The sequence below is a fragment of the Solwaraspora sp. WMMD937 genome (assembly GCF_029581175.1).
Taxonomy (GTDB): domain Bacteria; phylum Actinomycetota; class Actinomycetes; order Mycobacteriales; family Micromonosporaceae; genus Micromonospora_E.
This window is the reverse complement of sequence record NZ_CP120738.1, coordinates 464708-491426: the sequence shown is the minus strand read 5'-3', so window position 1 is coordinate 491426 and position 26719 is coordinate 464708. Positions and strand designations below refer to the sequence as shown.

Sequence of the window (26719 nt, the reverse complement as noted above, 5' to 3'; positions counted from 1 at the left end):
CTTTCAGGTAGTCGGACAGTGCGTTCCAATTCCTAGCCGAAGCGGCTGGCGAAGATTAAGGTCAGGCCTCCGAGCGCACGTTCGCATCGGCGTCGACCTCGAGGTGCCCCTGCAGCCCACCGCTACAGTTTCCTCCCGGGACATCGACCTGCTTCGCGGTAAGAGTCAAGGTCTGGTTGACGATTTGAGTGCCCGTTGCGTCAGCCAAGGTCAGAGTTACTTCGACTGGGCTGGGTGGCAGGTCGGGGATTGAGGCGAAGCCGGCTTTGTTTCCACTGGCCACGGAGCCTGCTGAACAGACTGTGTCCAGTCCGTCTTCGGCGCAGCCGCTGCCGCCAACCGCACCACCCGGGAAGATGGCGACCTGTCGCGTCCGACAGGAGGCGTCCCAACAGGCCATAATCTCTGCCGTCCCTACCTGCTCCGCTACCACCGGAGCAATGCGGAGACCGATCCCGGTTTGGACGCCAACGAGCCGACATGCCTCCCCGGTCGAGGACTTGGTGCAACTCACCAGGGCTCCTAGGATCAGTGCCCCGACAACCAAGTACCTGTGCCTCGCCACGACAACTCCAATCGCGTTAGCGGTCTCCTTCCCGTTTACCAAGCTGCACTTCCTGCATGACGCTCTACTTGATCTTATACTAGTAGGGCTCCGGCGTCGACTATAGGTGTACACGGGGCTATCCTGTATCGATCATTTGTCACGCCTGATCTCTGAGACTGTCGGTCTGCAGTCGTGCCCGTGGGCGGGCGAGCGGGGACGAGATTGATGTCATCCTCGCCAGTGCTGTCGATACCGCAAGTCGACTCTGATGCCGGTGCTGAGCTGCTGATCGGACCGGGTCGCGTAGTTCTGCAGACGTGCTTAGATTCCTGTTATCTCGCCGATTTCGAGGGCTATCTACGGTTTACATGGCGTCGGTCTCGGTCTGATAGGTGGCCAGTGCGGCCGGCATCGGCAGTCCATACTTGTCGCACAGGAAACGGGTTTGGCAGTATCGCTGGGCATCGGCGGCCACGTTGCCGAGGACTGTGGAATTCACCCCGGCACCGATGAGGATGCCCACGATGGGTACGGCCTTGGCGACGTTTTGAACTGGAACCCTGGCACCAGCCGGACCCAAGTGCTGCAGCAACTTCTCAAGGGCGACCACGAGGCGATGGTCCGCACGGAGCTTGGCGGAGAATCTCACGCGTCCCTTCAGAGCGCTGGCCGCTCGTGCGGTGTCGCGCAGCGGCCCGACCTTGGCTGCCTGTGCCATGAAGGACCGGTGCACCAGGCGTTCGATGAAAGCTTGCTCCGAGGGGTCTTTGGCGTCGTAGCCGTAGGAGTACGCGATGCGCGACGCGATCGAGGTGCTCAGGACCTGGATGACGAGGATGTCGGCAGTAATTGCGGCGGGGATCCCTGCTACGGGGACCAGGGCCAGCAAGCCCATGGCACCACCTTCGACCGCGCCGGCGGAACGCCACCTCAGTGTGTTGCGGGTCAGTAGCCGGTCGCAGGCCTTGAGGTCCTGCTGCCGCAGCTCAGTGAAACTGTTCAGCTCTATGCCGCGCTTGCGGGCAATCTTCTCGACGCCCTTCGGGTCGTTGAGCTCCAAGGCCCAGGCGTTGACCAACTCCAGCAGCGCTGCGGCAGCCTCGGCCGCTGGCCGCAGGGCCATGCTGGCAACCGCGTCGCCTCCGCGGCGCACTGGTTCCTTGATCGTCTCCGGTACCGCCCTGGTGGCCCGGCTCGCGGCGTTTCGCGCGACCTCGCCGGAGCGATCGAGTGCAGTGCTCGCCCAGTTCGGTAAACCACGGCGGTTGTTGCGGCGCTGCCAGTGCTCGTTGAGCCTGTCCCACACCTGCTCTTCGTATGCACTCATCGGGGTTGCGCCGTCGGCGAGCGAGTCAGCGACAGTGCTCATCGATGGCCTCCATTCGACTGGGATGACTGGGTCATGATGGCACTGCCGGACGGCAGGCGGCGGTGAGCTTCGGCCGACGACCAGGCCAGGCATACAGTCCACAGACGATCGAGGGTACGTCGCTTGCGCTCAGGGCAGACATCGCCTAAACGGTGGAGGGCCGGAACATCCACCCGCTGAATGCCGCACTCCAGTCGTCTGCCCTCAGCATGGACACAGCTCTCTGTCTCGGGTCAGTGAGGAGCGTCGGGGGTGAGGGTGGAGAGGAAGGACGTCCAGCCGGCGGGGGAGAAGGTGAGTGCCGGGCCGGCGGGGTCTTTGCTGTCGCGTACGAGGACTGTGGCGGGGACGTTGGTGGCGACCTCGACGCACATGGCCTGACCGTTGCTGCGGGTGCTCTTGCGCCAGAACGGCTGCTGCGGATCACCGGGGGTGGTGGTCATCGGTGCTCTCCCTTGCTCCCTGCTCCAGGATCGCCTCGGCCCTCATCCGCAGGAAGGCCAGCGTGTCGGCGGGTGAGAGCGCGGTCGCACGGAGATGGTCGAACGCCAGCCCGTGCATCTCCACATGGTAGTCCTTGTCCAGGTACAGAGCGCCACTCAGATTCTCCTGGTAGACGACCGTCGGGTGGTTGCTGAAGTCGAGCATCGCGAAAGGGCCGCCCATGCCCATGTGGGCACCCTGGCGGAACGGCAGTACCTGGACGGTGATCGACGGACGCTGCGCCATGGTGATCATGTGCTCGAGCTGGGCTGCCATCACCTGCGGGCTGCCGATCGGTCGGTGCAGCACGGCTTCGTCGAAGATGAACCACAGCCTGGGTGGCTTGCGCCGCTCAAGGATTCGCTGGCGGGCGAGGCGCAGCTCGATCCGCTCCTCGATCTTCTCCGGTGGACCCTCCGGAAACTCCGCGCCGATGATGGCGCGGGCATAGTCCGAGGTCTGGAGCAGGCCGTTGACGAGTTGCACGTCGTAGGTGCGGAGCTGAGTCGCCTCGTCCTCGAAGGCGATGTACCCGTCGAGCCCGTGCGGCATGGCGGCGGAGTAGTCGACCCACCAGTTGTACTTCTGGGCGTCGCGGGCGAGTTCGATGAGCCCGACAGCGTCCTTGTCGGGTACGCCGTAGAGGCGCAGCAGCTTCGTGACGTTCCGCGTCGTCACCGAGACCTGGGCGTTCTCGACGCGGGACAACGTCGACTTGCTGATCTTCACCTGTTGGATGACCTGGTCGATTGTCAGACCGGCAGCCTCGCGAAGTGCGCGAAGCTCGGTCGCGAGCCGTCGTCGCTGGACGGTTGGGGTTCCTGCCACAACGGACAGTCTGCGCTATGAGCCCGTCGTTTGACGAGTCCCTGAGCCAACTATTTTTCTACCAGATGCGGTGTTGCAAGATCACGCTTTCCCTGTCAATGTGGGCCAGGTATCGAACGTGGACGGTTGATCAACTGGCCGACTACTGGGTAGCGGGGAACGGCGAGTGCCTTGATCGTTTTCCGCTGCGTTCCGCTGAAATCCCAGGTGATCGGGCAGGCTGCGGTAACGGCCCGCCCGGTCGTCCCCAGCCCAATCAGAAGGGTTGATCATGGTGGCGCTTGGTGCCCTGGTTTCCGGAATCCTGCTCGGGTTCTTCGTCGGGTTGTTCAGTTTCAAGGTCAAGTCGCGGTGGTGTCCCGACTGCGGTCGGACGACGGTGCCGGCGGCTGATCGGTAGCGTGCCGGCCGACCGGTCACCGGCCGATCCCCGCCCCGGCGACGAGTTGATCATCGATGGTCGGGCGAGTGTGCAGTTCGCGGCCGGGCGCGGTTTCCGGTTCCGGGTGACGACAGTAGACAAGCGCTGGACGTACGACGGCTGGGTCTGGCTCACCGGCTATGTGTTGGCAGCCGACGGTGAAGCCCGTGAACGGCGGGAGATCTTCGTCCAGCGCGACGGTCTCCGCTGGGCACCCCGCCCGCACCGGCACCGCTGACCAGGGCAGCGGCAGCGCTACGTGAGCCGCGCGCCCTTTACCCGTACCTCTGAAGGTTTTCGATTGTGTGAAAGGTGGTTCCTGCTGTGCGTAGGTTCTTTGACCTGTTCCGCCGGCGGCCGGTGCGGAGCCGGCGTAACCGGCGGTTGCTCGCCGAGATCGCCCGCCACGACCGGCGCCCGACCGACGCCGCTGCCGGGCAGCGTTCGCCGGTGCGGCCTGCCCCGAACGCTGCCGGTCACTTGTACGGGCGGCCGGTGCGGCCGTCGATCAGCCCCGGACTGGTCCGCGACCGGTCGTTCGGCGACCGGGTTCGGCGTGGCTGCGACCCGGTCGAGGTGCGGGCGTTTCTGCATCTGGTGGCCGACGAGTTGACCGCGCTGCGCGCCGAACTTGGCTCCACCCAGGAGGAGAATGCCCGGCTCAAGCAGGCGTTGCGGGACTGGCAGTCGGAGCAGTTCGAGCAGTCGCACCGGTTCGGGGCGGGGGTGGCGGCGTGAACGGCGTCGACAAGGTGCCGGCCGGCTCGCTGCACGTGGTCGGGGTCGGCGCGGAGCGGCGGCGGGCGCAACGGGTGTTCACCGTGGCGAACCTCGACACCGGGCAGGTGGCCTCGACCAGCCTCGTTCCCGGATCGTTCACGCCGTTGCCGACGCCGGGTGGGACGTGGTGGTTGCCGTACGCGCCGATCGTCACCGACCTCGCTGCCCGCGCGGGCGTTGTCGAGGCGACGTTGCGTGACCCGGACTTCCCCGACGAGCCCGGTCGGCTGCCGTCGTCCGGGTTGACGCTGCCCCGGCAGTGGCAGCCCGGCATCCCGCAGTCCGACCGGCTGCGGTGGGAAGCCGTCGCGCTCACAAACCGGCTGGTGTCGCCGTGGCTGGTGCTGATCGGCCGCAGCGTCGAGCCGCCGCCACCGGGCGACCCGGGCCGGCTGCTCGGTCGGCTGTGTGCGCTCGCCGACCAGCTGCACGTCGACCTGGTCCTCGAAGTCCGGCCCAGCTCCATCGGGCGCGGGCTCAGCTGGGACGTCCGGTTCGAACATGCCGGCGGTGCGGTGCCCGACTACCAGCACCGGTGGATCGCCGACCTGCCGACCGCGCTCGCCGCCATCCCCGCCGAACGGGCCGTCACCGGCCTGACCGTCGCCAACCCGCACCTACCCGCCCACTACCTCACCGAGACTGCCCTCACCACCAATACGGTGCCGGTCGGGTTGGACGGGCACCCCGGCGGCCACGACCTCGACCAGGTCGAACGCCGCATGACCGCCGACGCTGAACAGCACGGCGGCGCGCAGGCCATCTGGCGTAACCGGCACTGGTGGCACACCAGCCTGCGACCCGCCGACACCCCCGGCACGTTCGTCCGCGGCTGGGAACCGCCGGCACCGAAACACCGGGGCGAGCCGATCCCCACCCACCCCTGCACCCGGTGCGCCGACCGGCCGGACCCGCCGTACTGCCTGGACTGTTACGGCACCCGCCAGGTGCGACGCGGCGCGGTGCTCACCGTCACCGACCTGCGTGGCCGGACCGTGCACCGCAACTGGCGACCCGACAGCGACCCGACCGGCGACCCGGAAGCCGCCGTCGGCCCGCAACCGCCCACCCTGGTGCTCACCGACCGGCCGTCCGGCACCACCGTGTGGCAGCTCGACGAGCACTACCAGATCGGCTCGCTCGCGGCGCAGTTCGGCGTGCAGCCGACCGACCTGACCGACATCGACGGCGAACACGTCACCGACCAGCACCTGCGCAACGGTGTCAGCCAGGTCCCCCACACCGGCGGCGACCCGCTCGACGCGTACCTCGGTGAAGTCGGCGCCACCTACGACGGCGCCCGCATCATGGTCCTCGCCACCGGCTGGCCCGGCCCCACCCTCGACGAACTCGCCGCCCTCGTACGCGGCCTCGGCCTCGCCCTCGACATCACCGTCATCGACCACCGCAACACCATCGGCCGACCCGAACTGTCCCAGGGCCACTCCTGGTCCGTCCGGGTCGTCGACCCGGCCACACGCTTGGCCGTCGACCCCGTGCCCACCAGCGCCGCCCTGCCCGAAGCCGTCGCGCTGTGCTACCGCTATCTGCACGGCGCACTGCGCGCCACCATCCCCACCGACCCGACCACGCCGATCCCCGTGCCGCAACAGCCCGCAGCGGCCGGCACCCTCCCCGACACCACAACCTGCATCACCCAGGTACGCCGCCACGCCGCCACCCGGCCCGGCGAACCTGTCACTGTCCGCCTCCACCCCGACGGCACCCACACCCTCACCACAGACCACCCGAGGTAGCCTCTGCCTGACGATGTTGACGGCTCGGGTTGCTGGGCGTTTAGGTGGTGGGCGTGCAGCAACCCAGGGTCGGTGTGGCGGTCTTCGTGCTCAGCGAAGGTCGCTTCCTGATGGGCTTCCGCAAAGGTGCCCACGGGGCCGGCACCTGGTCGCTGCCCGGCGGCCACCTCGAACACGGGGAGAGCTTCGAGCAGACCGCGCGGCGGGAGGTCGAGGAGGAAACCGGCGTCGAGATCACCAACGTACGCTTCGGAGCGGTAACCAACGACGTGTTCGACGCCGCCCGGCACTACGTGACGATCTGGATGATCAGTGACCGCCTACGGGGCAGTCCACAGGTCCGCGAGCCGGACAAGTTTGTCGACCTCCGCTGGATCGCCCCGCCCACGATGCCTGATCCACTCTTCCTCCCCATGCGCAACCTGCTCGACCAGCACGACCTGGCGCAGCTGCTGCCGTGACAATCAGCCGACGAGGGTCGGCATCTCCGACCGGTTTCTTCTGCTTTTCCGGGCGCTCCGTGATGGCATCAGCCGTGGCATGAGCTGTACCTCGACGTGATCCAGATCCTCGCGGATCGTCTGCATGCTGTGCTTCTCGGCCCGTTCCCGTTTGCCGGAGGTGCGCGCGGCCCGGCGGAGTGCTTTGAAGGACACCGCCATCAGCCAACTGGCCGCAGAAGCGCGGCTGATGTGTCTCAGGCTCGCGTCCTGCAGCCGCCGTAGATACTCGGCTAGTATCGGACGGTCGCGTGGTGGCACGTCGCCTAGGATCTGGTCCGCAATCGGGGTGCTGTTGGCAGGTTTGAAGATGGCGAGTGCGATCAACGCATCGGTCAAAGTGTGTCGCCCGGCGACGCTGATATGGGTCTTCACCAGTTTGAGAAGGCGCTCCGCGGCGGGGCTGCGTTGAATCCTCCCGGTTCGTAGGTCGTCGACTAGTCCGTCTCGAATTAGCCACAGCTCGTTGCGAAATTGGCTGTGCGCTAGGCGGGTAAGCTGATAAATTAGCAGGAATGGTGACAGGGCTGCAGAGATCAGCATTATGAAGAATGCCAGCGAGTCAATGTGCATTTTCTTCCTCTTTCTGTCGGCTATTCGCGCTCTCCAGCTCCTTCTCTAGTTTGTCAAGGCGCTCTCTCTGTTGCTTGATCTTCTTCTTCCTCAGGCGACTCTGATTTGCTGTCACGCCAAGAATGGTGGTGGATGCAACGGAGTAGGCAACTGCTATGCTTACTCTTATGTCGGCATTCACGGCTGTTGTCTCGCCGGCGAAGGCGGCGGCGATAGGCTGCACCGCTTGAAGTGGAATCCATGCTACGGCGATGACCGCGATCCACCGCGTGCCGTCGACAATCCCTTGAGTAATCTGGAACTTGTGGCCCTTTCTGCTATCTTCCCTCAGCTGCTTGAGTGCCTGCTCGGCCCGTTCAGCTCGCAGGTTTGATCGATCGATTTGCAGCCGTAGTTTCTCTTTTTCGAGGTCGTCTATCTGCTTCTGTGGGTGTTCGCTGACCTCATCATGATCGTCTTTGTTGCTCTCCCGCATGACTGAGGATCATAAGAGCTTTCGTGTTGTTGATTTTGACGTGCAAAAAACAGCTAATCGGGCAAGCTGGGCTGTTGGGCTCTTCTTCGCATCTCTCCGTTATCTGACTGATGATCATGGGTAACTGCTGGTGGTGATTGATGTGCGGATAGTGTTGATCTTTGCTCGCGGGGTCACATCTGTCGGCTATCTGACTTTTTTGATCAACTCTTGGTTGTCAGGGGTGTGCGTACGGTGATGATACCGCAACGTCAATATCGTGTTCAATCTTAGCGGCGTTGATGAACGTGGATGTAGTGGGAGTTTGCCTACATCGAACTGATTGCACAATCTTCGCCGCGCTACCAGGTATGGCGCGTGCGCTCCATCACGGGACGAGGCGAACTGTGGGCGACGTGTCTGGGCTTGCCGGCGCTTGCCGCCTAGGATCGACGGGCTGAGGCGGTCACGGCTTCACACGTGCTCAACCGGGTGGAGGGGAGCGGGATGACACTGCTGCGGGATCTGATCAACATCCCGACCTCGGTGGGCGACTCCGACTTCGTCGTACGCGCCGCCGCCGGTGCCGACCTGGCCAACTACGTCGTCACCGACCAGCTCCGGGACAGCTTCACCAAGGCACTCGCCAAGGTCGAGCACGCCGTCACCACCGGCCGGTCCCAGGCAACCTTCCTGCACGGCTCCTTCGGCTCCGGCAAGTCACACTTCATGGCCGTACTGCGGGAGATCCTGCACGGCAACCCCGACGCCCGCGCGCTGCGCAACCTCGGCGAGCAGGTGGTCGCCGCCGACAAGTGGCTCACCGGGCGGCGGCTGCTCACCCTCACCTTCCACATGCTCGACGCCCGCTCAGTCGAGCAGGCCGTGCTGGAGGGCTACCTCAACCAGATCACCGCACTGCACCCCGACGCGCCGACGCCCGCCGTACACCGGTCCGACGCGCTGCTGACCGACGCGGCCCGGCTGCGCGCCCGGATGGGTGACGAGGGCCGGGACACGCGTCAACTCGCGGTATCAGTGAGAATTCGTCGTCGGCGTGGGCCGTCGTCGGTGGTGGAAATGCCGAATCGGCGCTCGGCCATCCTGCGGCGGACCGCCCCGGCGGACCGCTCCACCTCGTCGGCAAGTAGCGCGTACCGGTAGCGGCTGTATCGGTACGACAAAGTCAGCAGGCCGAGGACGATGAAGACGATCACCAGAGCAGCTGCGGCCAGCACCGTCCAGGCACCTCGCCGCCCGTCACGCAAGTGCGGGAATGCCGCCACCGCCACTGCTGTGAGTGTCGGCACCGCCCAGCAGAGCAAGGCAACGGCGGTCTTCCGGTGATCTCGCATCCAACGCTGTGGGCTGCGGTCCCGAAGAGTCCGCAGCACTGGAACGACCCTATCCAGCAGGTGCGCAAGAGCTCGATGGAGTTCGACGGAGTCCGCCTGCTCCTCGTCGGCGCCCCTCTCGATGACTTGGCGTAGGGCGCGACGAACCTGGACCGGATCGTCCACAGATACCTCCGCTGGTGGCCACTGCTCATCGAACTTGCGTTGTCGAACGTTTCGAATGGTGACCCAAGCGACCATCACGACCGGGAGCGGCATTCCGAGGAGCCAACCCAGGTAACCCGGCCAGCCGGCGCTCTGAGTCGCGATGTTGATGCCGTACCCGCTCATGGCGCCGACAAGAACGGCGGCGACCGGTTGCTGGACGCTCCTGACGTACTCGTGCTCACCGAGCCGCTGGAGCATCGCGTTCGTCTGCTCAAGTCGCCGCCGTAGCAGGTATGCCATTAGGCTGCTGACCAATAGTGCGGCCATCACCGCCACGGACCACACGGCGGCGGTCAGCAGCACCGGCGGTTCGTCTGCCGGTGGCGTCGCCGACAACGCAAATGAGATCACGTATGCCGATGTTAGGCGTTCTGCTCGACCGGGTCGCCGGTGGCGGCCGCGTCTTCAAGAGCGGTCCGTGGCGAGTACGGTGCCGGCGAGACGTTCTTCGCCCGCTGGCTGGCCGAACGGGCCAAACGGCGCGGCTTCGCCGCCGCCGAAGTGCAGGGCTCAGAGCTGGAAACCCCGCTGCGCCGGGTGGAGACCGTCTACCGCCGGCTCGTCGAGCACCTCAACACCGAACAAGTTCGCCGCCAGCGCGCCACGTCCCGTCCTCGACGGCTGGATCTCCGGGACGTACTCGCCTCCGGCACCGTCAGTGACGCGGGCCGCGACGGGCTCGACCGCGCCGACCAGTTCGCCGACTGGGACCGTCGACCGGCTGCACCGCGTACGCGACGAGCGGTCCTCGCTCGTGCACCCCGGCGCCACCCCCGCCCGGCTGGCCGATCCGGCCGCCGCGTTGGTCGTGCTTCGCACGGGCACCCGGTTCGTGTCGACGCTGGCGGGAGCGAGAACATCGAGTACCAGTGCACCTGGTCACTGCCCGGCGGCCACCTCGAACACGGGGAGAGCTTCTGGATGCCCAGCGACCACCTGCGAGGCGCTCCCCAGGTCCGCCTGCTCGACCACCACGACGTGAACCAACTGCTTGTCCCTTCTGGCCCTGAATAATGCGGTCCTCGCTTTGCGCAAGTTGTGGCAATGCAGGCCAAGCCTGCCTGAGCTGCGCGAACATCAATCGTTCAATTGCTATATTCGCGGCTTGAGTCACGTGGCCGAATCGCGATCGACCAGGACGATACGATGACACTCGCCCCTGACGATTCCGACCGACCCGGGCAAAGCGACTGTTTTGCGGGCCGGGGCGAAGAACTCACTTCGCTTCGCAACGCGGTGGCGGCACTGCGGTCCCGGCGTCAGGTCGTCGTCGAGATCACCGGCGAGCCCGGCATAGGCAAGACCCGGCTGGTCGACGAGGCGTTGTCGCCGTACCGGCGGAGAGGGCTGACCTGGGCCGCCGGTAGCGGTGCCGAGGCCGAGCAACGGGTGCCCTTCCATGTGTTCCGCAACGCGCTCGCCGGCGTGTCGTCCCCAGTCGACGACCGGGACGACGGAGACAGCCACCAGAGCGGCTGGTCGGATCGGCTGGCCGGAGATGCGGACCCGACCGACCAGATCGACCCACGCCGGTTCCGCACCTACCAGAGTCTGGCCCGCCGGCTGGGCCATCACGCCCGGGATGGGCTCGCCCTGGTCCTCGACGACCTGCACTGGGCTGATCCACAGACCTGGGGGCTGATCCGGCACCTGGTCCGCTACCCGGTCGCCGCGCCGCTGCTGCTCGTACTCGTCTACCGGCCCCGGCAGGTGGCGTCCCGGTTGGACCGCGACGGGTCGTCAGCCGTACGCCGGATTCAACTTGGCCCGCTGTCCGTAGCGGAGTCCGCCAGGTTGCTCGACATGCGGCCGGCACCGGCGGAACTCGCCAGGCTACACGCTCAGGCCGGGGGCAACCCGCTGTATCTGCTGGCGCACTCCGGTTGGCTGCGCCGTGGCGGCGGGAACCGAGGGTCGAGGGGCGCCGACCCCGCCGACCCCGCCCGCTCGGGTGTGGCTGCCCCACCCGGTGCCAGCCGCGCGGCCGCCGCGCTGATCCGGATACAGGCCGAGATCGCCGAGCTGCCGGTCGTCGCGGCGACCGTGTTGACCGCCGCAGCAGTGCTCGGTGACCCCTTCGACGGCGACCTGCTGGCCGCAGTGGCCGATCTGCCCCCGCCACAAGTTCAGGCGGCCGTCGTGGAGCTGTCCTGCCGCGATCTGATTCGTCCGGCTGGCGACACGACCGACTTCGCGTTTCGGCACCCGGTGCTGGGATGGTGTGCGTTCGGTCAGGCCGACGCTGGTTGGCGGGTCGCGGCGCACCGCCGGGCCGCCGATGAACTCGCCCGACGGGGGGCTCCGGCCGCGATACGCGCGGCGCATGTGGCGAAGGTGCTGCGCGCGAACCGTGCGCCGGCCCGCCCCGACGAAGTCGAGGTGCTGCTGTCCGCCGCCGAGGCGATCGATGTGGCACCCCGGGACGCGGCGGACTGGTTGCGGCTCGCCACCGATGCCGGCCGACCCGGTCCGACGCAGACAGCCGACCCCGGCACTGCGCGACGACAGCGCCAGATCGCGTTTCTGCGGGCCCGGGCGATCGGACTTGCCGGACAACTCGCCGAAAGTCGGGTGCTGCTGCACGACGTCCTGCACACGGTGCCCCGGTCGGACACGAACCGCGCCGACATGATCGCGTTCAGCAGTAGGGTGGAGTGGCTGCTCGGAAACTACGCCGAAGCCGACGCGTTGCTCAGCCACGAGCTCGACGAGGTGCCGTCCGGCCATGATCCGGGCGAGTTGGCGCGGCTGGCGGCGGCATATGGTTCGGTGGCGATCCTGACCAACCGTACCCGCGCTGCGGTGGCGGTGATCGACACCGTGGCAAGTCTCGTGTCTCCGCAGGCCGAGGAACCGGTGTGGTTGACCATGGCTGCGGTACGCGGGCTCGCCGAGATCCACGACGGGCGGGTCCCCGCCGCCCGCGAGGGACTGGCCAGTGTCACACCGGTGATCGACCGGCTACCCGACACCGATCTGATCGATCATCCGGACTGTCTGGCTGCCACCGGCCTCACCGAGTTGTTCCTGGAACGGCACCGGGACGCGGCCCGGCACTTCGACCGTGGTATCGCCCTGAGCAGCCGGGCCGGGCGCGACGACGCCCTGCCACAGTTCATGCTCGGCCGGTGCCAGGTGGCGATCCACACCGGCGACCTGGCGACCGCGATCCGGTTGGCCCGGGAGTCAGGCGCGGCGGCCGCCCGGATCGGCAGCCGCGACCTGCACTGCATCGCCCTCGGCTTCCAGGCGCAGGCGACCGCGTGGGCCGGGGGACCGCAGGACGGGCCAGACGCGGTCCGGCTGGCTCGGCAGGCCGCACGGGTCGCGTCCGACTCCGGCGGCTGGTACGGCCGTACCGCTGCGGTCTCGCTCGGCACCGCGCTGTACGCCGCCGGCGACCCGCAGGCGTGCATCGACGTGTTGCTGCAAGTCGGCCGCGATCGGCGGCTCTCCGCGCTACAGACATCGATGCGTCCCCGATGGTTCCACCTGCTGACGACTGCGGCGCTGGAGATGCGCGACCTCACCGCCGCCGCGCTCTGGGCGGACCGGACCAGGTCGGCTGCCGACCGGCTCGGCCTCACCGGTCAGGCCGGGTTCGCCGCCGCCGCACTGGGCCAGGTGCTCCTGGCCCGTGGCGAGCCCGGACCAGCCGTCGGGCACCTGGCGGCCGCAGCTGAGTGTTTCCGCCACGCGGAAATGTCCTTGTTCGAAGGGCTGGTATCGGCCTACAGCGTGTCGGCGCACGCCCTGTTGGGACACCCCGAGCAGGCCGCGCGGGCAGGACGGCGGGCCGGGCGGCTCGCCCAGCAGTGCGGCTCGGCCCTGATCGGCAACGTGCTCGACGAACGGGTCGACCGACCGGCGCCGCCGGTCATGGCTGACAGCGGCGGCGGAGCCTCGGTCGAGGCCGGCACGTTGACCCGCCGCGAACAGCAGATCGCCCAGCAGGCGGCGACCGGCGCGACCACCCGTTCCATCGGCCGTACGTTGGGCATCAGCCCCCGTACCGTCGAAGCCCACCTGTCGCGGATCTACCGCAAGCTCGGGTTGCCGTCGCGTGCCAGCCTCGCCGCGTTCGTCGTTCGCGCCGACGACCGTTCCGACGCCCGGACCGCCCCGACGGCGCACCAACCGCGCTGATCCGCAGACGACGGTTGCATCATCTGGTGACACGGTGCGAGCCGGCGCGGCCACGGACCCCGTCAAAATGCCGCTGCCCCGCCCCCGCCTCCGATACTCGAACGAACCGGCGGCATGCCGAGCTGCCCGACGACGCGGAGGAAATCATGCGTCGACACCTGCCGACCCAGCGAGCCGCATTGCTGATCGCCGTGCTCGTCCTGGGCGGATGTGGTGATGCGTCGGCCGAGGGAGTCCCGCTCGGCGCCGCTTCCTCGGCGACCGGACCGGAATCCGGTGGGCTCACCGCCGAACGGGCCGGTGTCGTCCTGAGCGCCTTCGACCAGGCCGACTCGGCCGCGTCGAGCACCGGCGACATCGAAGGGCTGCGCCTGCAGGAAACGAGCCCGGCGCTGGACTTCAGCGTGGCGGCGGTGCGCCGGGCCGCGCACCACCAACGCCAGCAACCGGCGTTCCGGCATGTCAACCCGGGGTTCGCCCTGCCCACCGGCGCCGCCAGTTGTTTTCTCGTCGTGGCGACGCTGCAGTTGTCCGGTGCGGAGCTGGCACCGACCGTCGTCAGTCAGTTCGTCGAATCGGACGGTACCTGGAAACTCAGCCACAACGTGCGGGTGAGCCAGGAAGCGGTGATCGGCGCACGCGGTGTCGGCGGTACCGTCGCGGGGCCCGCCGAACAGCTACTGGACGTCGCCAGCCGGCAGGCGTTGGCCGGCGAGGTGTTCGCCCGTACCATCGGGTCGTCCACCGGCAACCGCGCGCTGGTCGATCCGGGCGCGCTGCTGGATGAGCAGTTCGCCGCCGGCTGGAGTCTCTACCAGCAGCAACTGGCCGGCACCGGGGTCCAGGTGGACCGCGAGTTCACCGGCGCGCAGTGGGGTCCGTGCGCGGCGTCCACCAGCGCCGGTACGGTCACCTTCCTCACCCTGTACGCGACGGACGTTCTCGTACCCGCCCCGGACGGTGCCGCGACCGTCACCCTGCCGCCGGAGAGCTTCGATCTGATCGCGCTAGGCCGCACCGAGCCGGCCAGCGGATCACGCATCGAGGTGTCCAGGGTGGAGACCTTCCTGCTGCTGATCCCCGAGTCGGGGTCCGGGGCGACGGTACTCGGCCTCAACGACACCGCCATCGCGATCGACATCAGCTGACAGCCGGGCTCGGCCCGGTCCGGCGGCATCGTCATCGGCACCCGGCGGCTGAACCTCGTGCCATCGCTCGGTTTGGACGTCACCCCCGGTCGACCATGGTCACATGATTCGCTCGCGCTCGTGACCGGAGGTCCCATGCGGCGTCCCCGCTTCCGACTGGACTACACCCCGGTCCCGCTACCCGACGGACACCTGGTCGTCATCGGTGAGCACCGCAGCCTGCTCATCGACGACCCCGCCGCCAGCGCGCTCGCCACCGCGTTGGACGGTACCCGGCCGCTCGCCGAGATCATCACCGATCTGGCGCCGGCGCACTCGATGGCGGCGCTGGCCAGCGCGCTCGGCCGGCTACGCGACCACGGGCTGCTCACCAGCGGCGCGGTCAGCACCCACCCGGCGGTCGCGGCGGGTTGGGACGCCCGGATGGTCGATCCCGACACCGCCGAGCGGGTGGCCGGTCGCGAGCCGCTTCTCCTGGTCGACGCGGGAACACCGGCCGCCGACGCGCTGTCCGACGCGTTGACGGCGCTGGCTCATCCGCTGTACCGATGTGCCATCGACGACCCGGACATCGCCACCGCGATCAGCACCACCCGCGGGCACCTGGTCGTCGCCCCGGAATCGATGATCGACACCCGGCTCGGCCGGATCAACCAGATCTGCATCGATCAGCGGCGGTCCTGGACACTCGTGCGGCCGCACGGACAGGTGGTGCTCGTCGGCCCCCATCTGGTGCCGGACCGTACCGGTTGCTGGCTCTGTCTCCGGCTGCGCTGGCAGCCCAACGAACAGGTGGAAAACTTTCTGGCCGGGCGGTTCCCGGAGCAGCCGCGGGTGGTCGCCGCCCGGGCCGCGCTGCCAGCGACAGCCTTCACCGCCGCCGGCCTGCTCGCCGCCGAACTACCGGTGCTGGCCCAACATGGCGTCTCGCCTCGGCTCACCGGGCGGATGATGGCGCTGGACACTGTGCAGTTCACGGCCGACAGCCACCACCTGGTTCGTCTTCCGCACTGTCCGGCCTGTGGCGACCCTGATCTGCTGGCCAAGTCCGACCCCCGGATTCCGCTCACGTCGTCGTCGCCCGTCGGCCGCCGGACGGAACGCGGGCTCGACAGGATGCGCGACGTCCCCGTCCCGGAGCTGCTGGCCGTGTTGGACAAGCACGTCAGTCGCTACCTCGGGGTGGTCACCCGGCTGACACCGTTGGCGGAGCCCGGGCAGGGCCCGTTCCATACCTACCTCGCCGGACACAACTTCGCCCAGCCGACCCAGCCGTTGTCACTGCGGCGCAGCCTGCGGGGCAACAGCGGCGGAAAGGGCACCACCGACCCGCAGGCGCGGGTGAGCGCCATCGGTGAGGCGATCGAACGCTACTGCGGGGTGTGGCGCGACGACCGACCGGTGCACCGGGCCAGCTACCGTGACCTCGGCCCGGAGCGGGCCGTACACCTGCGTGATCTGCTGCTTTTCTCGCCGCACCAGTACGCCGGTCGAGACCGGCTCAACGCGACGTCGAGCCATCTGCACCGGATTCCCCGCCCACTGGCCGACGATCAAGAACTGGACTGGACCACCGGCTGGTCACTGACCCGGGACCGCGCCCGTGAGGTGCCGGCCGCGTACTGCTGGTACGGCCACCCGGAACTCGCCGGCCTGCAGGTCTGCTCGGCGGACTCGAACGGATGCGCGGCGGGCGCCAACCGGCTGGAGGCGATCCTGCACGGGTTCTGCGAGCTCGTCGAGCGGGACAGCGTGGCGATCTGGTGGTACCACCGGTCCCGGCTGCCCGGAGTGGACCTCGACTCCTTCGACGACCCCTGGATCGACTCGTTGCGGACGTACTACGCGGACGAACACCGGCGCGAGCTGTGGGTGCTGGACCTCACCGCCGACCTCGCAGTGCCGACGTTCGCGGCGGTCTCCCGGCTCGTCGACGGCGATCCGGAGGACGTCCTGGTCGGTTTCGGCGCGCACCTCGACCCGCACGCCGCGCTGACCAGGGCACTGACTGAGATGAACCAGTTCCTGCCGGCGGCCTTCGCCGGTGTGTCGAACGGAACCCGCTACGGGGTGGACGATCCGGACACACTGCGCTGGTTCACCACGGTGCGCGTCGCCGAGCAGCCCTGGCTGCTGCCCGACCCCGCACAGCAGCCGACCCGGGCCGGTGACCGCCACCCGACGTCCAGCGGCGACCAGACCCAGGACGTACGGCGATGCGTTGATCTCGCAGCCGAGGCGGGACTGGAGGTGATCGTGGTCGACCAGTCCCGGCCCGATCTGGAACTGGCGGTGGTGAAGGTGATCGTTCCCGGGCTGCGCCATTTCTGGCGTCGGCTCGGCGCGGGGCGGCTGTGGCAGGTGCCGCAGACGCTCGGCCGCGCTCCGCGAGCGCTGGACGAGCCCGGCATCAACCCACTCAACGTCTTCTTCTAGCCGTCCGGCCGGGGTGGATAGCCGTGGGCGGTCCGGAAACAGTCAACAGGATCGGAGTGGAGCCGGTGACCAGTCAACCGGGTACGACGCAGCTACAGGAGGCGTACCGGCTGCGCACCGACGCCGACCTGGTCACCGACGAGGACGGGACGTTGCACCTGCAGCAGAGCCGGTTCCGGCTGCCGCTGGTCCGGCTCGGTATCGGGGCCCGCGCGCTGATGCTGCGGTTGGCCGAACACTGGGTCAGCGACCTGGAAGTCCACCGGCTGGTCACCGCGTTGGAGGGAGAACAGCGTACGCTCGCCGCCCAGGTGCTGATCCGCCGGCTGCTGGCCCACTCCTGGCTGTCCCGACGGCTGTATGTTCCGGATCGGCCGATCCTGGACATCATCCCGCAGGGACTCGGCACCGACAGCAAGGCGACGCCAGTGCGTCACACCTCGGGTGAGGCCTACCGGATGTCCCGGTTCGCCACGCTCGCCGCCGTCGACGGTGCGATCCAGGCGTCCACGCCGCTCGGCCGGACGGTGCTGGTGTGCCGTGACCGGCGGTTGGCGTCGGTGGTCGCGACCGCCGCCGGCGACGACGGCGTCGACGTGACGTCAGCGGCCGGACAGCTCGGGCTCGACTGGGCCGCAGCGGGGCGGATCCTCGACGAGATGCTCACCGCACGGGTCCTCGCGGGTACGGCGGACCACGCGGCGGAGAGCACGGCGGCACCGCTGGTCTACTGGGCACCGGAGGAGCTGCGGTTGCACGATCGGTCCCGGCCGGGACGACACGCCCTACCGGTCGGGGGAACCTACCGGCTGCGGGGCCGGCTACCGCCGGAACCTCTGGCTCAGCGATTCCCCACCGCACGGACCGTTGCACTGCCGGTGCCGGACCTCAAACTGATCGCGAAGACCGAGCGGTCGCTCGCCGAGATCGTCGAAACCCGCCGGACGATCCGCCAACACCATCCGGTCACCGCGCTGACCCGCGAACAGCTCGCCGAGTTCCTCTACCGGGTGCAGCGCACCACGGCCGCCGGGACCGTGGGAGGCCAGGAGGTCGGCCGCCGGCCGTACCCCGGTGGCGGCGGCATCCACGAACTCGAAATATATCCACTGGTGCACCACTGCGCGGGCATCGATCCCGGCCTGTACCACTACGACGCCGCGGAACACCGGCTGGAAGCCGTCGCGGCCGGCGGCGCCATCACCGACCGGGTGCTCAACTACGCCCGCGCGGCGGCGGCGATGACCCAGCCGCCCCAGGTGCTGTTCGTCATCACCGCACGGGTGCAGCGCCTGATGTGGAAGTACGAGGGAATGAGCTACGCCATGACGCTCAAGAACGCGGGCGTACTGACCGGGCTGATGTATCTGGTCGCCACCGCCATGCGGCTGGCGCCCTGCGCGCTCGGGGCCGGCGACTCGGCCGCCTTCGCCCAGATGTCCGGGCTGGATCCACTGGTGGAGCCGAACGTGGCCGACTTCGCGCTCGGCGTACCAGCCGACGAGCCGGTGGGGGAGTGAGGAGCTGCGGTGAAGTTCCGTAGACAGGCGCTGCGCCGTCTGGAGGCGCCGGAGCAGCTCGACGAGGTGGTACGGCTGGCGACCGTACCCGGCTGGCTGATGACCGTGGTGTTGGTGATCGTGGTCGGAACGGCCGGGATCTGGGCGGTGGTCACCGAGATTCCCCGGACCGTGGACGCCAACGGCGTACTGATCCACTCCAGCGGCATCTCGGCATTCGACTCCTTCGACAGTGGACAGCTGATCAAGGTGTGGTCGGAACCGCACCAACGGGTGGCCAAGGGCAGCCCGCTGTACAGCTTCCGGGACGACACCGGCGAGATCCGCGTCGCCACCGCCCCCTGGGACGCGTACGTGGTGAGCTGGCTGGTTTCCGAAGGCGAGATGTTGAACCCGGGCGTGCACGTCGCGGACCTGGAGCGGCTCGACGCGCCAGGCGACGCGCTGCAGGCGGTGGTGTACGCGCCGGCGGCGACCGCCCCGCTGCTGCAGCTCGGCACGGAGGTCGAGATCCTCGCCGAAGCCGTACCGCGCAACGTGTTCGGCACCCTACGCGGCCAGGTCACCGCGATCGGTACCTTCCCGGAGACCGAGGCCTCGCTGCGTGCCTTCCTCGGCTCAGGTGCCGATCTGCGGCGGCTGCTCGGCGAGGGCAGCGTCGTACGGGTGACCGTCGCTCTGGCCACGGATCCGTCCGCACCGGGCGGGCTGCGCTGGTCCAAGGCACCCCCGCCGTTTCAGTTGACGTCGGCCAGCCAGGTGCAGGCCCGCTTCACCGTCGCCCAGGAGAACCCGATCGATTGGCTGCTGAGACGTTGACACAGACCACACAGCCGCAAGCCGCGACCGTACCGTCCGTCCAGATCCGGCGGCGCCGGGTCCGGACCCCGACGCTGATCCAGATGGAGGCGGTGGAGTGTGGTGCCGCCGCACTCGGCATCGTCCTCGGCTACTTCGGCAAACACGTGCCGCTGGAGGAGCTCCGGCGCCAGTGCGGGGTGAGCCGGGACGGGTCGACCGCGTCCACGGTGCTCAAGGCGGCCCGGGGCTACGGTTTGACCGCCAAGGGGATGCAGCTGGACCTCCCCGACCTGGCCACCCTGCCGCTGCCGGCGGTCATCTTCTGGCGTTTCGACCATTTCGTCGTCCTGGAGGGCATGGGACGCCGGGTGCAGATCAACGACCCGGCCACCGGGCCCCGGCAGGTCAGCTGGACGGAGTTCGACGAGTCGTTCACCGGGATCGCGCTGACCATGCGACCCGGGCCGGACTTCCGGCGGGGCGGGACGCGGTATCGACTGCTGCCGGCCCTGGCCGCCCGCTGGCGCAGCCCGGGTGCGGTCCTGGCCCAGATCCTGCTGCTGAGCCTGGTGATCGGGCTGGTCGGCCTGACCATTCCGGTGATGGCCCGGGTCTTCGTCGACCGGGTGTTGCTGCAGGGCGACACGGCCGCGTACGCCGGACTGGTCGCGGCACTGGCGGTGGCCACCGCGTTGACGCTGCTCGCGAGCGTACTGCAGCACCGCCTGACGGTACGGGCGGAGACCGCGTTGGCGCTGGCCGGCGCGGCGCGCTTCTTCCGCCACCTGCTCCGGCTGCCGCCGCCCTTCTTCGACCAGCGTCAGGCGGCCGACCTGGCCCAGCGGATCCGCAGCAACGACGTGGTCGCCGACGTGGTGACCCGGCGGGCGGCGACCACCGTGGTGGACACCCTGCTGGTCGGTGCCTACGGGCTCCTGCTCTGCCACTACGACCTGGTGCTCGGCCTGTGCGCGCTGGTGTTCACCGGAGCGAACGTGGCGGTGCTCCGGCACGTCGCCGCCCGCCGGGCCACGGCCGTGGCGAGTCTGCAGTCGGACCGGGGCCGGCTGGTCGCCTCGGTCTACACCACGATCCAGATGATCGAGACGGTCAAGGCCGCCGGCGCGGAGGAACGCAGCTTCCAGCGGTTCGCCTCCCGGCAGGCCGCGGTCGCTTCGAAGCAGCAACAGCTGGGCATCCCGGCGGCACTGCTGTCGGTGCTTCCGCCGCTGCTGGCGACGCTCACCGCCGGGGTGCTGCTCGCGCTCGGCAGTCAACGGGTGATCGAGGGCGCGCTCACCGTCGGCGTGCTGGTGGCGATGCAGGGACTGGTCACCGCGATGAACCGGCCGATCGGGAACCTCACCGCCCTGATGTCACAGTTCGAGGACATGAGCGCGGACCTCAACCGCCTCGGGGACGTGGAGCGCTATCCACTGCCGGTGCGGCCCGCGCCGTCGGGCTCATCGCTGCCGCTGGACGGTCACCTGCGGCTGGAAGCGGTGACCTTCGGCTACAACCCGGTGGCCAAGCCCTTGCTGGACGGGTTCAGCCTTGACCTGGCCCCTGGTGCCCGGGTCGCCCTGGTCGGTCGGTCGGGAAGCGGCAAGTCGACGGTCGGCCGGCTGGTCGCCGGGCTGTACGAGCCGTGGTCGGGTGCGGTCACGGTCGACGGTCGGCGGCCGGGCGCGGTCGACGGCGAGCTCTGGGCGAGCGTCGTGGCCATGGTGGACCAGGACCAGCGGCTGTTCGAGGGCACCGTCCGCGACAACGTGACGATGTGGGATCCGACGGTCTCGGACGCCGAGGTCGTCCAGGCACTACGTGACGCCGAGATGTACCGGGAGATCTCTGCCCGGCCCGGCGGCCTGGCCAGCCGGATCGTCGAAGGCGGGCGGAACTTCTCCGGTGGACAGCGGCAACGATTGGAAATCGCCCGCGCTCTGGTCCGCCGGCCCAGGGTGCTGGTGCTCGACGAGGCGACCAGTCTGCTCGACGCCGAGACCGAACGACTGATCGATCTGAACCTACGCCGACTCGGCGCGACCTGCCTCATCGTCGCACATCGGTTGTCGACGGTCCGCGACGCGGACCTGATCGTCGTGCTCGACGGCGGTCGGGAGGTGGAGCGCGGGTGCCACGAGGAGCTCGTCGCCCGCAACGGTGCCTACGCCCGGCTGGTACGGGATCACTGAGTGGACACCACCCGAGAGGAGGATGGGTTGAGCTCAACCGAGTCTGTCCGTTCCGCAGGGACGATCGGGTACGACGGTGACACCCCCGCCCCCGCATCCTCCACCACCTCATCCACCACCACCGGCGGCGGGCTCAGCCGGTTCGTCGGAGCGCCGGTGGCGGGTAGCCGCCAGCTGGACGGGCAGGTCGCGGCGTACGTGGTGGAAGGCGGTGACGCCGACCTCTTCGCGGTCCGGCGCCGGCTCGGCGGCACGCTGGCCCGTCGAGTGCACGTGGCCAGGATCCCGGACGGCGCGGTGATACCCAGCTCCACGGCGATCGGTGCCTGGCAGCTGACCCTGGTGCCGTTGCCCGGCACCGCGCTGCGCCCACTCGCCGGACGCACGTTCCGGCTGCTGGAACGACACGCTCGGATGACCACCCGGGCCAGCCGCGCATCCGGTACGGCCGGCGAAGCGGCGGTCGAGGCGCTGACCGCCGGTATCGACGCGGCGTTGATGTCGGTGGCGGATGCCACCCGGCGGGGACAGGCTCCCCGCGACGCCGAGGTGCTGCGCTCCGCGACGGTCACCTCCTTGGCCGAAGGCAACTCGCTGACCGGCGTCGCCGGCGTGTGGTGGCTGCGCAGCGCCGGTGGCCACCTGCGCCACAACAGCGGCGGACCATCGGAGGTCGCCGGCGAGCAGGAGGTGCTGCTGCTCGCCGGACGAGATTGGATCACCGCCGAGTCGGCGTGCGCGGTGGAGAGTATCCGCAGTCGCGATCTGCTGGTGCACCGCCAGCTGCGCATCGCCGTGGATCAGCACACCACCCGGTTGCTACGGGTGATGGAAGGGCGGATCGCAGACAGCGACCGGCACCTGTTGCGCGATGTCGCCCAGCGCAAAGAGACCGATGCCGAGGCGGTCGCTTCCTCCGCCCGGCGGGCGATCGGCGTGATCGGTGCCGGCACCCGGTTGATTGGCTGGGACGATCGGGCCCGCAAGGACCTGTTCCAGACGGCGGCCGAGGTGCTGCGGGTCGTCAGCGGCCGGTACGGCGGCGACGTCAGCGAGCCCGCCGACCGCGATCGGATGCCGGCCACCGAGCGTCAGGCCGTACAGCTGGTGGCCCGCCGTTCGGGCCTGCACCTGCGTGAGTTGCGACTCGACGCGCGTTGGTGGCGCCGCGACATGGGGCCGCTGATCGGCTGGCGGTACGACACCGCTGACGAGAAGGGGACGCTGGTGGCCGTACCGCTGGTGTTCCGGCGCGGACGCTATCACCAGGTCGATCCGGAAACCCACGCCGCGGTGGCGGTCTCGGCCGCCATGGCGGCCGATTTCCGCCCGGAGGCGACGTGTGTGCAGCCGCCGATCCCGCCGGCGGCCCGCATGCGTGACCTGCTCCGGCTTGCCTTCGCCGGTGGCGGCGCCGACGCCCGGGCGTTGCTGCTGGCCGCGACCGTCGTGGCGGTCCTGGGTCTGGCCACCCCGGTGGTCACCGGCCTGGTCCTCGGCCGGCTGGCCCGGGAGGGCACCACGCACGGGCTCGGCGGGTTCCTCGTGCTCCTGCTGTCCGGCGCGGTGGTCGGGCTGTTGGCCGGGATCGCCCAGAACCTGCGGCTGCTGCGCCTCGCCGGCCGCGCCGAGTCCGGCGCTCAGCTGGCGGTCTGGGACCGGGTGATGCGCCTGCCGGCCCGGTTCTTCAGCCGCCGCCCCAGCGGCGAGCTGGCCAACGCGCTGCTCGGCGTCTCGTTCGTCGGCGAGTCGCTCAACAGCCTCGTTCCGCAGATCGTCGGGGCGGTGGGCACCGTGACGGCCGCGAGCGTACTGCTGTTCGTCGTCGAACCGACACTCGGGCTGTGGGCGAGCGTCGTCGCGGCCGGGTCCGCGTCGCTCTTCGCCGCGTTCGGCTACCTGATCGTCCGGCGGCAGCGGGTCGCACTGCGAGCCGAGAACGAAACCGCGGCGCTGACCAACCAGTTGCTCGGCGGGATCGTGAAGATCAAACTCGCCAGGGCCGAGGCGCGGGCGTACGCCCGGTGGACCCATCGGGCGGCGACCGCCCGGGCCGGGCTGCAAGGCGTCCGACACGCCCAGGCCGGGATGCTCGCCGTCGCCGCCGTCCTGCCGATCGCCGGCCAGCTGATCCTGTTCGCGGTGCTGGCCGGCCCGCTCGCCGGGCAGGTCGGAATCACCCAGTTCTTCGTCGTCAACATCTGCTTCGCGATGATCCTCGGCGGGCTGCTGGTACTCGCTTCAGCCGGGGTGGAGGTGATCGCGGCGCTACCACGACTCGGCGCGCTACGAGAGATCATTGCGGCGCGGCCGGAGCGGCTGCCGGATCGGGTCGACCCAGGCGAGCTGCGCGGCGAGATCTCGCTGCACGGGGTGAGCTTTGCCTACCAGCCGGACGACCCACCGGTCCTGTCCGACCTCGACCTACGGATCCGTCCGGGTGAGCTGGTCGCGGTGGTAGGTCCCAGCGGGTCCGGCAAGTCGTCGCTGCTGCGGCTGCTGCTCGGCTTCGAACAGCCGGATTCCGGCGTGGTGCTCTACGACGGTCAGGACCTGGCCGACCTCGACACACACGCGGTCCGCCGCCAGTGCGGTGTGGTCCTGCAGGACGGCAAACTGTTCGCCGGCAGCGTGCGGGAGAACATCTGCGGCGCCGGCTCGTACAGCCTGGACGAGGTGTGGGAGGCCGCGCGGATGGCCGGCCTGAACGACGACCTGAACCAGCTTCCGATGGGGCTGAACACGATGGTGCCGTTCGGTGGCGGGACGCTCTCCGCCGGGCAGCGCCAACGGGTGCTGATCGCCAGGGCGCTGGTGCACCGACCCCGGATCGTCTTCTTCGACGAGGCGACCAGCGCGCTGGACAACCGGACCCAGGATCTGGTGACCGAGAGCACCGGTCGGCTGTCCGCGACCCGGGTGGTGATCGCACATCGGCTGTCCACGGTGCGGCAGGCGGACACGATCGTCGTGCTCGACCGGGGACACATCGTGCAGCAGGGCGACTTCGACACGCTGATGGCGGACCCGGCCGGGTTGTTCCACCGGCTCGCCTCCCGACAACTGCTTGCCGTCACCACTCCCGAACAGCAGGAGCACCCCGTACCGATGGCCGGTGTGCTCACACAGGAAGAGATGGGGTAGCAAGGCGGTCGAGCGCGGCCCGCGCGGACGACAGGGCGGCAGGGACCGCCGGGTACGACGCGGTTCAACCGTTGTCGAGGAGCGTCACGTCCTCGATCTGCAGCCCGAGGTCGGACTGCTCGTCGATCAGCGTCGTGACGTGTTCCTCCGCCCGGGTTTCGACCGCGGCCCGGAACGCCTCGGCCAGCAGGCCGATGAGGCCCTGGGTGAGCAGCAGCACGTCGTCGTCGAGCTCGTCCCACGACCGGCCTGCGGAGCGGACCACCCCGGGTGCCAGAGCGACCATCCGGGCGCTCACCGCCGCGAGTAGCTCGTCGGCGATCGGCCGCAGGCTGTCGAGTACCTCGCTGAGCACCTGCAGGGACGGCACGGTGCCCATCCCTACCCGGTGCAGGTCCAGAGCCGAGCGCACCGCACGGGGCCGGATCACCCGGAGCATGCCGTCGGCACCTCGGCCGACCACCTGATGCCGGATCAGCGCGTGAATCAGCGACGGCCGTTCGGCACCGAGGCGCGCGAGCATCACCGTGAGCCCGTCGGTGCCGTTGTCCGCACCCCGTACGCCGAGCATCGCCTCGATGGACACCAGGTTGAACCCCTGCCGCTGCAACGCCTTGATGCTCTCCAGGCGGCGTACGTGTCCATCGTCGTAGCAGGCGACCCGTCCCTTGCGTACCGGCGGGGGGAGCAGTTTGCGCGCCTGGTGCGCCCGGATGTTGCGCGGTGACATGCCGACCTTGTGGGCGAGCTGGTCGACCGAGTACGTGGCCGTCCCCGGTCGGGCGTCCGACGGGTCGGCATCCCTGCGGGCGGACTCGTTGGCAATCTGGTCAACCGACACGTACGCCTCCCAACGTCGACACCAGCAGCCTAGGAACCGGCGCACGGGGGCGACATTCGTAGAACTACGACTGTCGATCAAGGACGATCGCGGCTATCATCACCGCCGTCCAGGCCAGATCCTCGGTTGACACCGGCAGCGACCGCGCGGGCGACTCCGACGGCAGGGCTTCATGACATCGACGGCCACGGCTGTCAATCGGCCAATCCGTCGCGCATCCTGAATTCATACCGGACATTTACCGGCTCATCGGCCGCCGCGATGTGACAGGAGTGGACATGACACCCAAAGACCGTGCGACATTTGTCGCCGCATACAGCAGGCTCGTCGCCGAGGTCTGGGCCGATCCAGAAACCGAAGCCGAGCTCGACACCCGTCCGGCCGAGCTGCTCGCAACATTCGGCCTGACCCTGCCCGACGGCGTGCGGCTCGTCGTCGTCCGCGACGTCGCCGACGCCGAACCGAGCCTCGACACCCAGGTCGACCAATGGTTCAACGCGGAAGTCACTGGCACGTTCACCCTGGTCGTGCCTCGGATATCCGCCGTGGAGACCACGGAGCTCGCCGAGCACGAACTCGACGCCGTGGTCGCCGGTCTGGACGCCAGCTGCGCCTGCTGCTGCCCGTGCTGCTGCACCTGACCAAGGCCGGTGCGAGCAGGCGCGACCACCGTCGTGTGCCGGGCGGTGGGCCGGGCCACCGCGCCACCGATCGGTGTCACGATCGGCCCCCGAATTCCTCGTTTGGTGGCAGGAACAGAAAACCCTTGATTGGTTTCATTAACTGTTCCTAGCGTTAGTCAATCCCCCGACCCCTCGCTCCGGTAAGAAGGGAACACCGACATGCCCCAGGAATTCGACGCCAGGTTCGGCGCCAAGTACTCCGAGCTGGTCACGGCAGTGTGGAGCAGCGACGAAGAGCTGCAGAAGCTGCTGGAAGACCCGACGGCGTACGCGCGGCGGGCCGGCCTGCCGGTCGAGCAGGGCGCCACCGTCATCGTCGACCGCGCTCAGCCATCCACGATGTACACCAAGGACGAGATCATGGCCGACTGGAACAGCGCGCCCGGTCGGCACGTCCTGCACGTGCCCGAGACCCCGCTGATCGACCCGAGCGAGCTCACCGAATCCGAACTCGACGCGGTGGCCGCCGGGCGGGCACCGGAGGACGACAACAACATCAACATCGTCGCGGTCATCTTCATCTAGAACGAT

Annotated in this window: 21 protein-coding genes; 14 read left to right on the top strand and 7 right to left on the bottom strand. The window is 68.8% G+C overall.

The genetic code is table 11. The features are described 5' to 3' along the window. Positions 1-911: 911 nt before the first annotated feature. The 3 genes from O7621_RS02260 to O7621_RS02250 all read right to left on the bottom strand — a co-directional run bounded on the left by O7621_RS02260 (position 912) and on the right by O7621_RS02250 (position 3227). Positions 912-1916, bottom strand: coding sequence for an EcsC family protein (locus O7621_RS02260; RefSeq protein ID WP_282232510.1), 1005 nt, complete (start codon positions 1914-1916; stop codon positions 912-914). 233 nt (positions 1917-2149) lie between these two features. Beyond that, positions 2150-2359: a DUF397 domain-containing protein gene (locus O7621_RS02255; RefSeq protein ID WP_282232509.1), complete on the bottom strand. Its 210-nt coding sequence runs from the start codon at positions 2357-2359 to the stop codon at positions 2150-2152. After that, positions 2340-3227, bottom strand: coding sequence for a helix-turn-helix transcriptional regulator (locus tag O7621_RS02250; RefSeq protein WP_282232508.1), 888 nt, complete (start codon positions 3225-3227; stop codon positions 2340-2342). Before O7621_RS02250 ends, O7621_RS02255 begins: the two co-directional genes overlap by 20 nt. 401 nt (positions 3228-3628) lie before the next feature. On the opposite strand from O7621_RS02250, the gene O7621_RS02245 reads away from it, so the two are divergent. The 4 genes from O7621_RS02245 to O7621_RS02230 all read left to right on the top strand — a co-directional run bounded on the left by O7621_RS02245 (position 3629) and on the right by O7621_RS02230 (position 6646). Further along, complete coding sequence (locus O7621_RS02245; RefSeq protein ID WP_282232507.1) at positions 3629-3886, top strand: hypothetical protein; 258 nt, start codon at positions 3629-3631, stop codon at positions 3884-3886. Positions 3887-4098: 212 nt separating this feature from the next. Then, a complete protein-coding gene (locus O7621_RS02240; RefSeq protein WP_282234419.1) occupies positions 4099-4386 on the top strand; it encodes a hypothetical protein in 288 nt (95 codons plus the stop codon). Then, a complete protein-coding gene (locus O7621_RS02235) occupies positions 4383-6185 on the top strand; it encodes a hypothetical protein (RefSeq protein ID WP_282232506.1) in 1803 nt (600 codons plus the stop codon). Before O7621_RS02240 ends, O7621_RS02235 begins: the two co-directional genes overlap by 4 nt. Positions 6186-6238: 53 nt before the next feature. Then, a complete protein-coding gene (locus tag O7621_RS02230; protein WP_282232505.1) occupies positions 6239-6646 on the top strand; it encodes an NUDIX hydrolase in 408 nt (135 codons plus the stop codon). Between the two features lie 3 nt (positions 6647-6649). Here O7621_RS02230 and O7621_RS02225 read toward each other — a convergent pair whose 3' ends face one another. The 3 genes from O7621_RS02225 to O7621_RS02215 form a co-directional block, all read right to left on the bottom strand. Next, positions 6650-7258 carry a hypothetical protein gene (locus O7621_RS02225; RefSeq protein WP_281552900.1) on the bottom strand — a complete coding sequence of 203 codons (609 nt, stop codon included), beginning with the start codon at positions 7256-7258 and terminating at the stop codon, positions 6650-6652. After that, a complete protein-coding gene (locus tag O7621_RS02220; protein ID WP_282232504.1) occupies positions 7248-7733 on the bottom strand; it encodes a hypothetical protein in 486 nt (161 codons plus the stop codon). Before O7621_RS02220 ends, O7621_RS02225 begins: the two co-directional genes overlap by 11 nt. Before the next feature lie 1001 nt (positions 7734-8734). Continuing rightward, positions 8735-9625, bottom strand: coding sequence for a hypothetical protein (locus tag O7621_RS02215; RefSeq protein WP_282232503.1), 891 nt, complete (start codon positions 9623-9625; stop codon positions 8735-8737). 39 nt (positions 9626-9664) lie between these two features. Between O7621_RS02215 and O7621_RS02210 the strand changes: the two genes are divergently transcribed. The 8 genes from O7621_RS02210 (at position 9665) to O7621_RS02175 (ending at position 24664) form a co-directional block, all read left to right on the top strand. Next, positions 9665-10288: a BREX system ATP-binding domain-containing protein gene (locus tag O7621_RS02210; RefSeq protein WP_282232502.1), complete on the top strand. Its 624-nt coding sequence runs from the start codon at positions 9665-9667 to the stop codon at positions 10286-10288. Positions 10289-10420: 132 nt separating this feature from the next. Further along, a complete protein-coding gene (locus O7621_RS02205; RefSeq protein WP_282232501.1) occupies positions 10421-13420 on the top strand; it encodes a helix-turn-helix transcriptional regulator in 3000 nt (999 codons plus the stop codon). A 146-nt stretch (positions 13421-13566) separates the two neighbouring features. Next, positions 13567-14568 (top strand): hypothetical protein, encoded by a 1002-nt coding sequence (locus O7621_RS02200; protein ID WP_282232500.1) that lies wholly within the window; start codon positions 13567-13569, stop codon positions 14566-14568. A gap of 135 nt (positions 14569-14703) precedes the next feature. Beyond that, positions 14704-17004: a TOMM precursor leader peptide-binding protein gene (locus O7621_RS02195; RefSeq protein WP_282232499.1), complete on the top strand. Its 2301-nt coding sequence runs from the start codon at positions 14704-14706 to the stop codon at positions 17002-17004. Between the two features lie 65 nt (positions 17005-17069). Continuing rightward, entirely contained in the window at positions 17070-18524 is a 1455-nt protein-coding gene (locus tag O7621_RS02190) for a SagB family peptide dehydrogenase (protein WP_282232498.1), read from the top strand. A gap of 9 nt (positions 18525-18533) precedes the next feature. After that, positions 18534-19343 carry a hypothetical protein gene (locus O7621_RS02185; RefSeq protein WP_282232497.1) on the top strand — a complete coding sequence of 270 codons (810 nt, stop codon included), beginning with the start codon at positions 18534-18536 and terminating at the stop codon, positions 19341-19343. Further along, entirely contained in the window at positions 19340-21520 is a 2181-nt protein-coding gene (locus O7621_RS02180; protein WP_282232496.1) for an NHLP family bacteriocin export ABC transporter peptidase/permease/ATPase subunit, read from the top strand. Before O7621_RS02185 ends, O7621_RS02180 begins: the two co-directional genes overlap by 4 nt. Positions 21521-21547: 27 nt before the next feature. Next, positions 21548-24664: an ATP-binding cassette domain-containing protein gene (locus tag O7621_RS02175; protein ID WP_282232495.1), complete on the top strand. Its 3117-nt coding sequence runs from the start codon at positions 21548-21550 to the stop codon at positions 24662-24664. A gap of 64 nt (positions 24665-24728) precedes the next feature. Here the strand turns inward: O7621_RS02175 and O7621_RS02170 are convergent, their stop codons facing one another. Further along, entirely contained in the window at positions 24729-25505 is a 777-nt protein-coding gene (locus O7621_RS02170; RefSeq protein WP_282232494.1) for a MerR family transcriptional regulator, read from the bottom strand. Between the two features lie 278 nt (positions 25506-25783). Here O7621_RS02170 and O7621_RS02165 point away from each other — a divergent pair, with 278 nt between their 5' ends. Both O7621_RS02165 and O7621_RS02160 read left to right on the top strand, forming a co-directional pair. Then, positions 25784-26146 carry a hypothetical protein gene (locus O7621_RS02165; protein ID WP_282232493.1) on the top strand — a complete coding sequence of 121 codons (363 nt, stop codon included), beginning with the start codon at positions 25784-25786 and terminating at the stop codon, positions 26144-26146. 201 nt (positions 26147-26347) lie between these two features. Continuing rightward, the gene (locus O7621_RS02160) at positions 26348-26713 is read left to right on the top strand and encodes a hypothetical protein (protein WP_282232492.1); all 366 of its coding nucleotides are present in this window, start codon (positions 26348-26350) and stop codon (positions 26711-26713) included. Positions 26714-26719: the final 6 nt, after the last annotated feature.

Bases quoted from the DNA above. Each gene is read 5' to 3' on its own strand.
- O7621_RS02260 (WP_282232510.1), bottom strand. From the start codon at position 1,916: ATGAGCACTGTCGCTGACTCGCTCGCCGACGGCGCAACCCCGATGAGT.
- O7621_RS02255 (WP_282232509.1), bottom strand. From the start codon at position 2,359: ATGACCACCACCCCCGGTGATCCGCAGCAGCCGTTCTGGCGCAAGAGC.
- O7621_RS02225 (WP_281552900.1), bottom strand. From the start codon at position 7,258: ATGCACATTGACTCGCTGGCATTCTTCATAATGCTGATCTCTGCAGCC.
- O7621_RS02220 (WP_282232504.1), bottom strand. From the start codon at position 7,733: ATGCGGGAGAGCAACAAAGACGATCATGATGAGGTCAGCGAACACCCA.
- O7621_RS02205 (WP_282232501.1), top strand. From the start codon at position 10,421: ATGACACTCGCCCCTGACGATTCCGACCGACCCGGGCAAAGCGACTGT.
- O7621_RS02200 (WP_282232500.1), top strand. From the start codon at position 13,567: ATGCGTCGACACCTGCCGACCCAGCGAGCCGCATTGCTGATCGCCGTG.
- O7621_RS02195 (WP_282232499.1), top strand. From the start codon at position 14,704: ATGCGGCGTCCCCGCTTCCGACTGGACTACACCCCGGTCCCGCTACCC.
- O7621_RS02165 (WP_282232493.1), top strand. From the start codon at position 25,784: ATGACACCCAAAGACCGTGCGACATTTGTCGCCGCATACAGCAGGCTC.
- O7621_RS02160 (WP_282232492.1), top strand. From the start codon at position 26,348: ATGCCCCAGGAATTCGACGCCAGGTTCGGCGCCAAGTACTCCGAGCTG.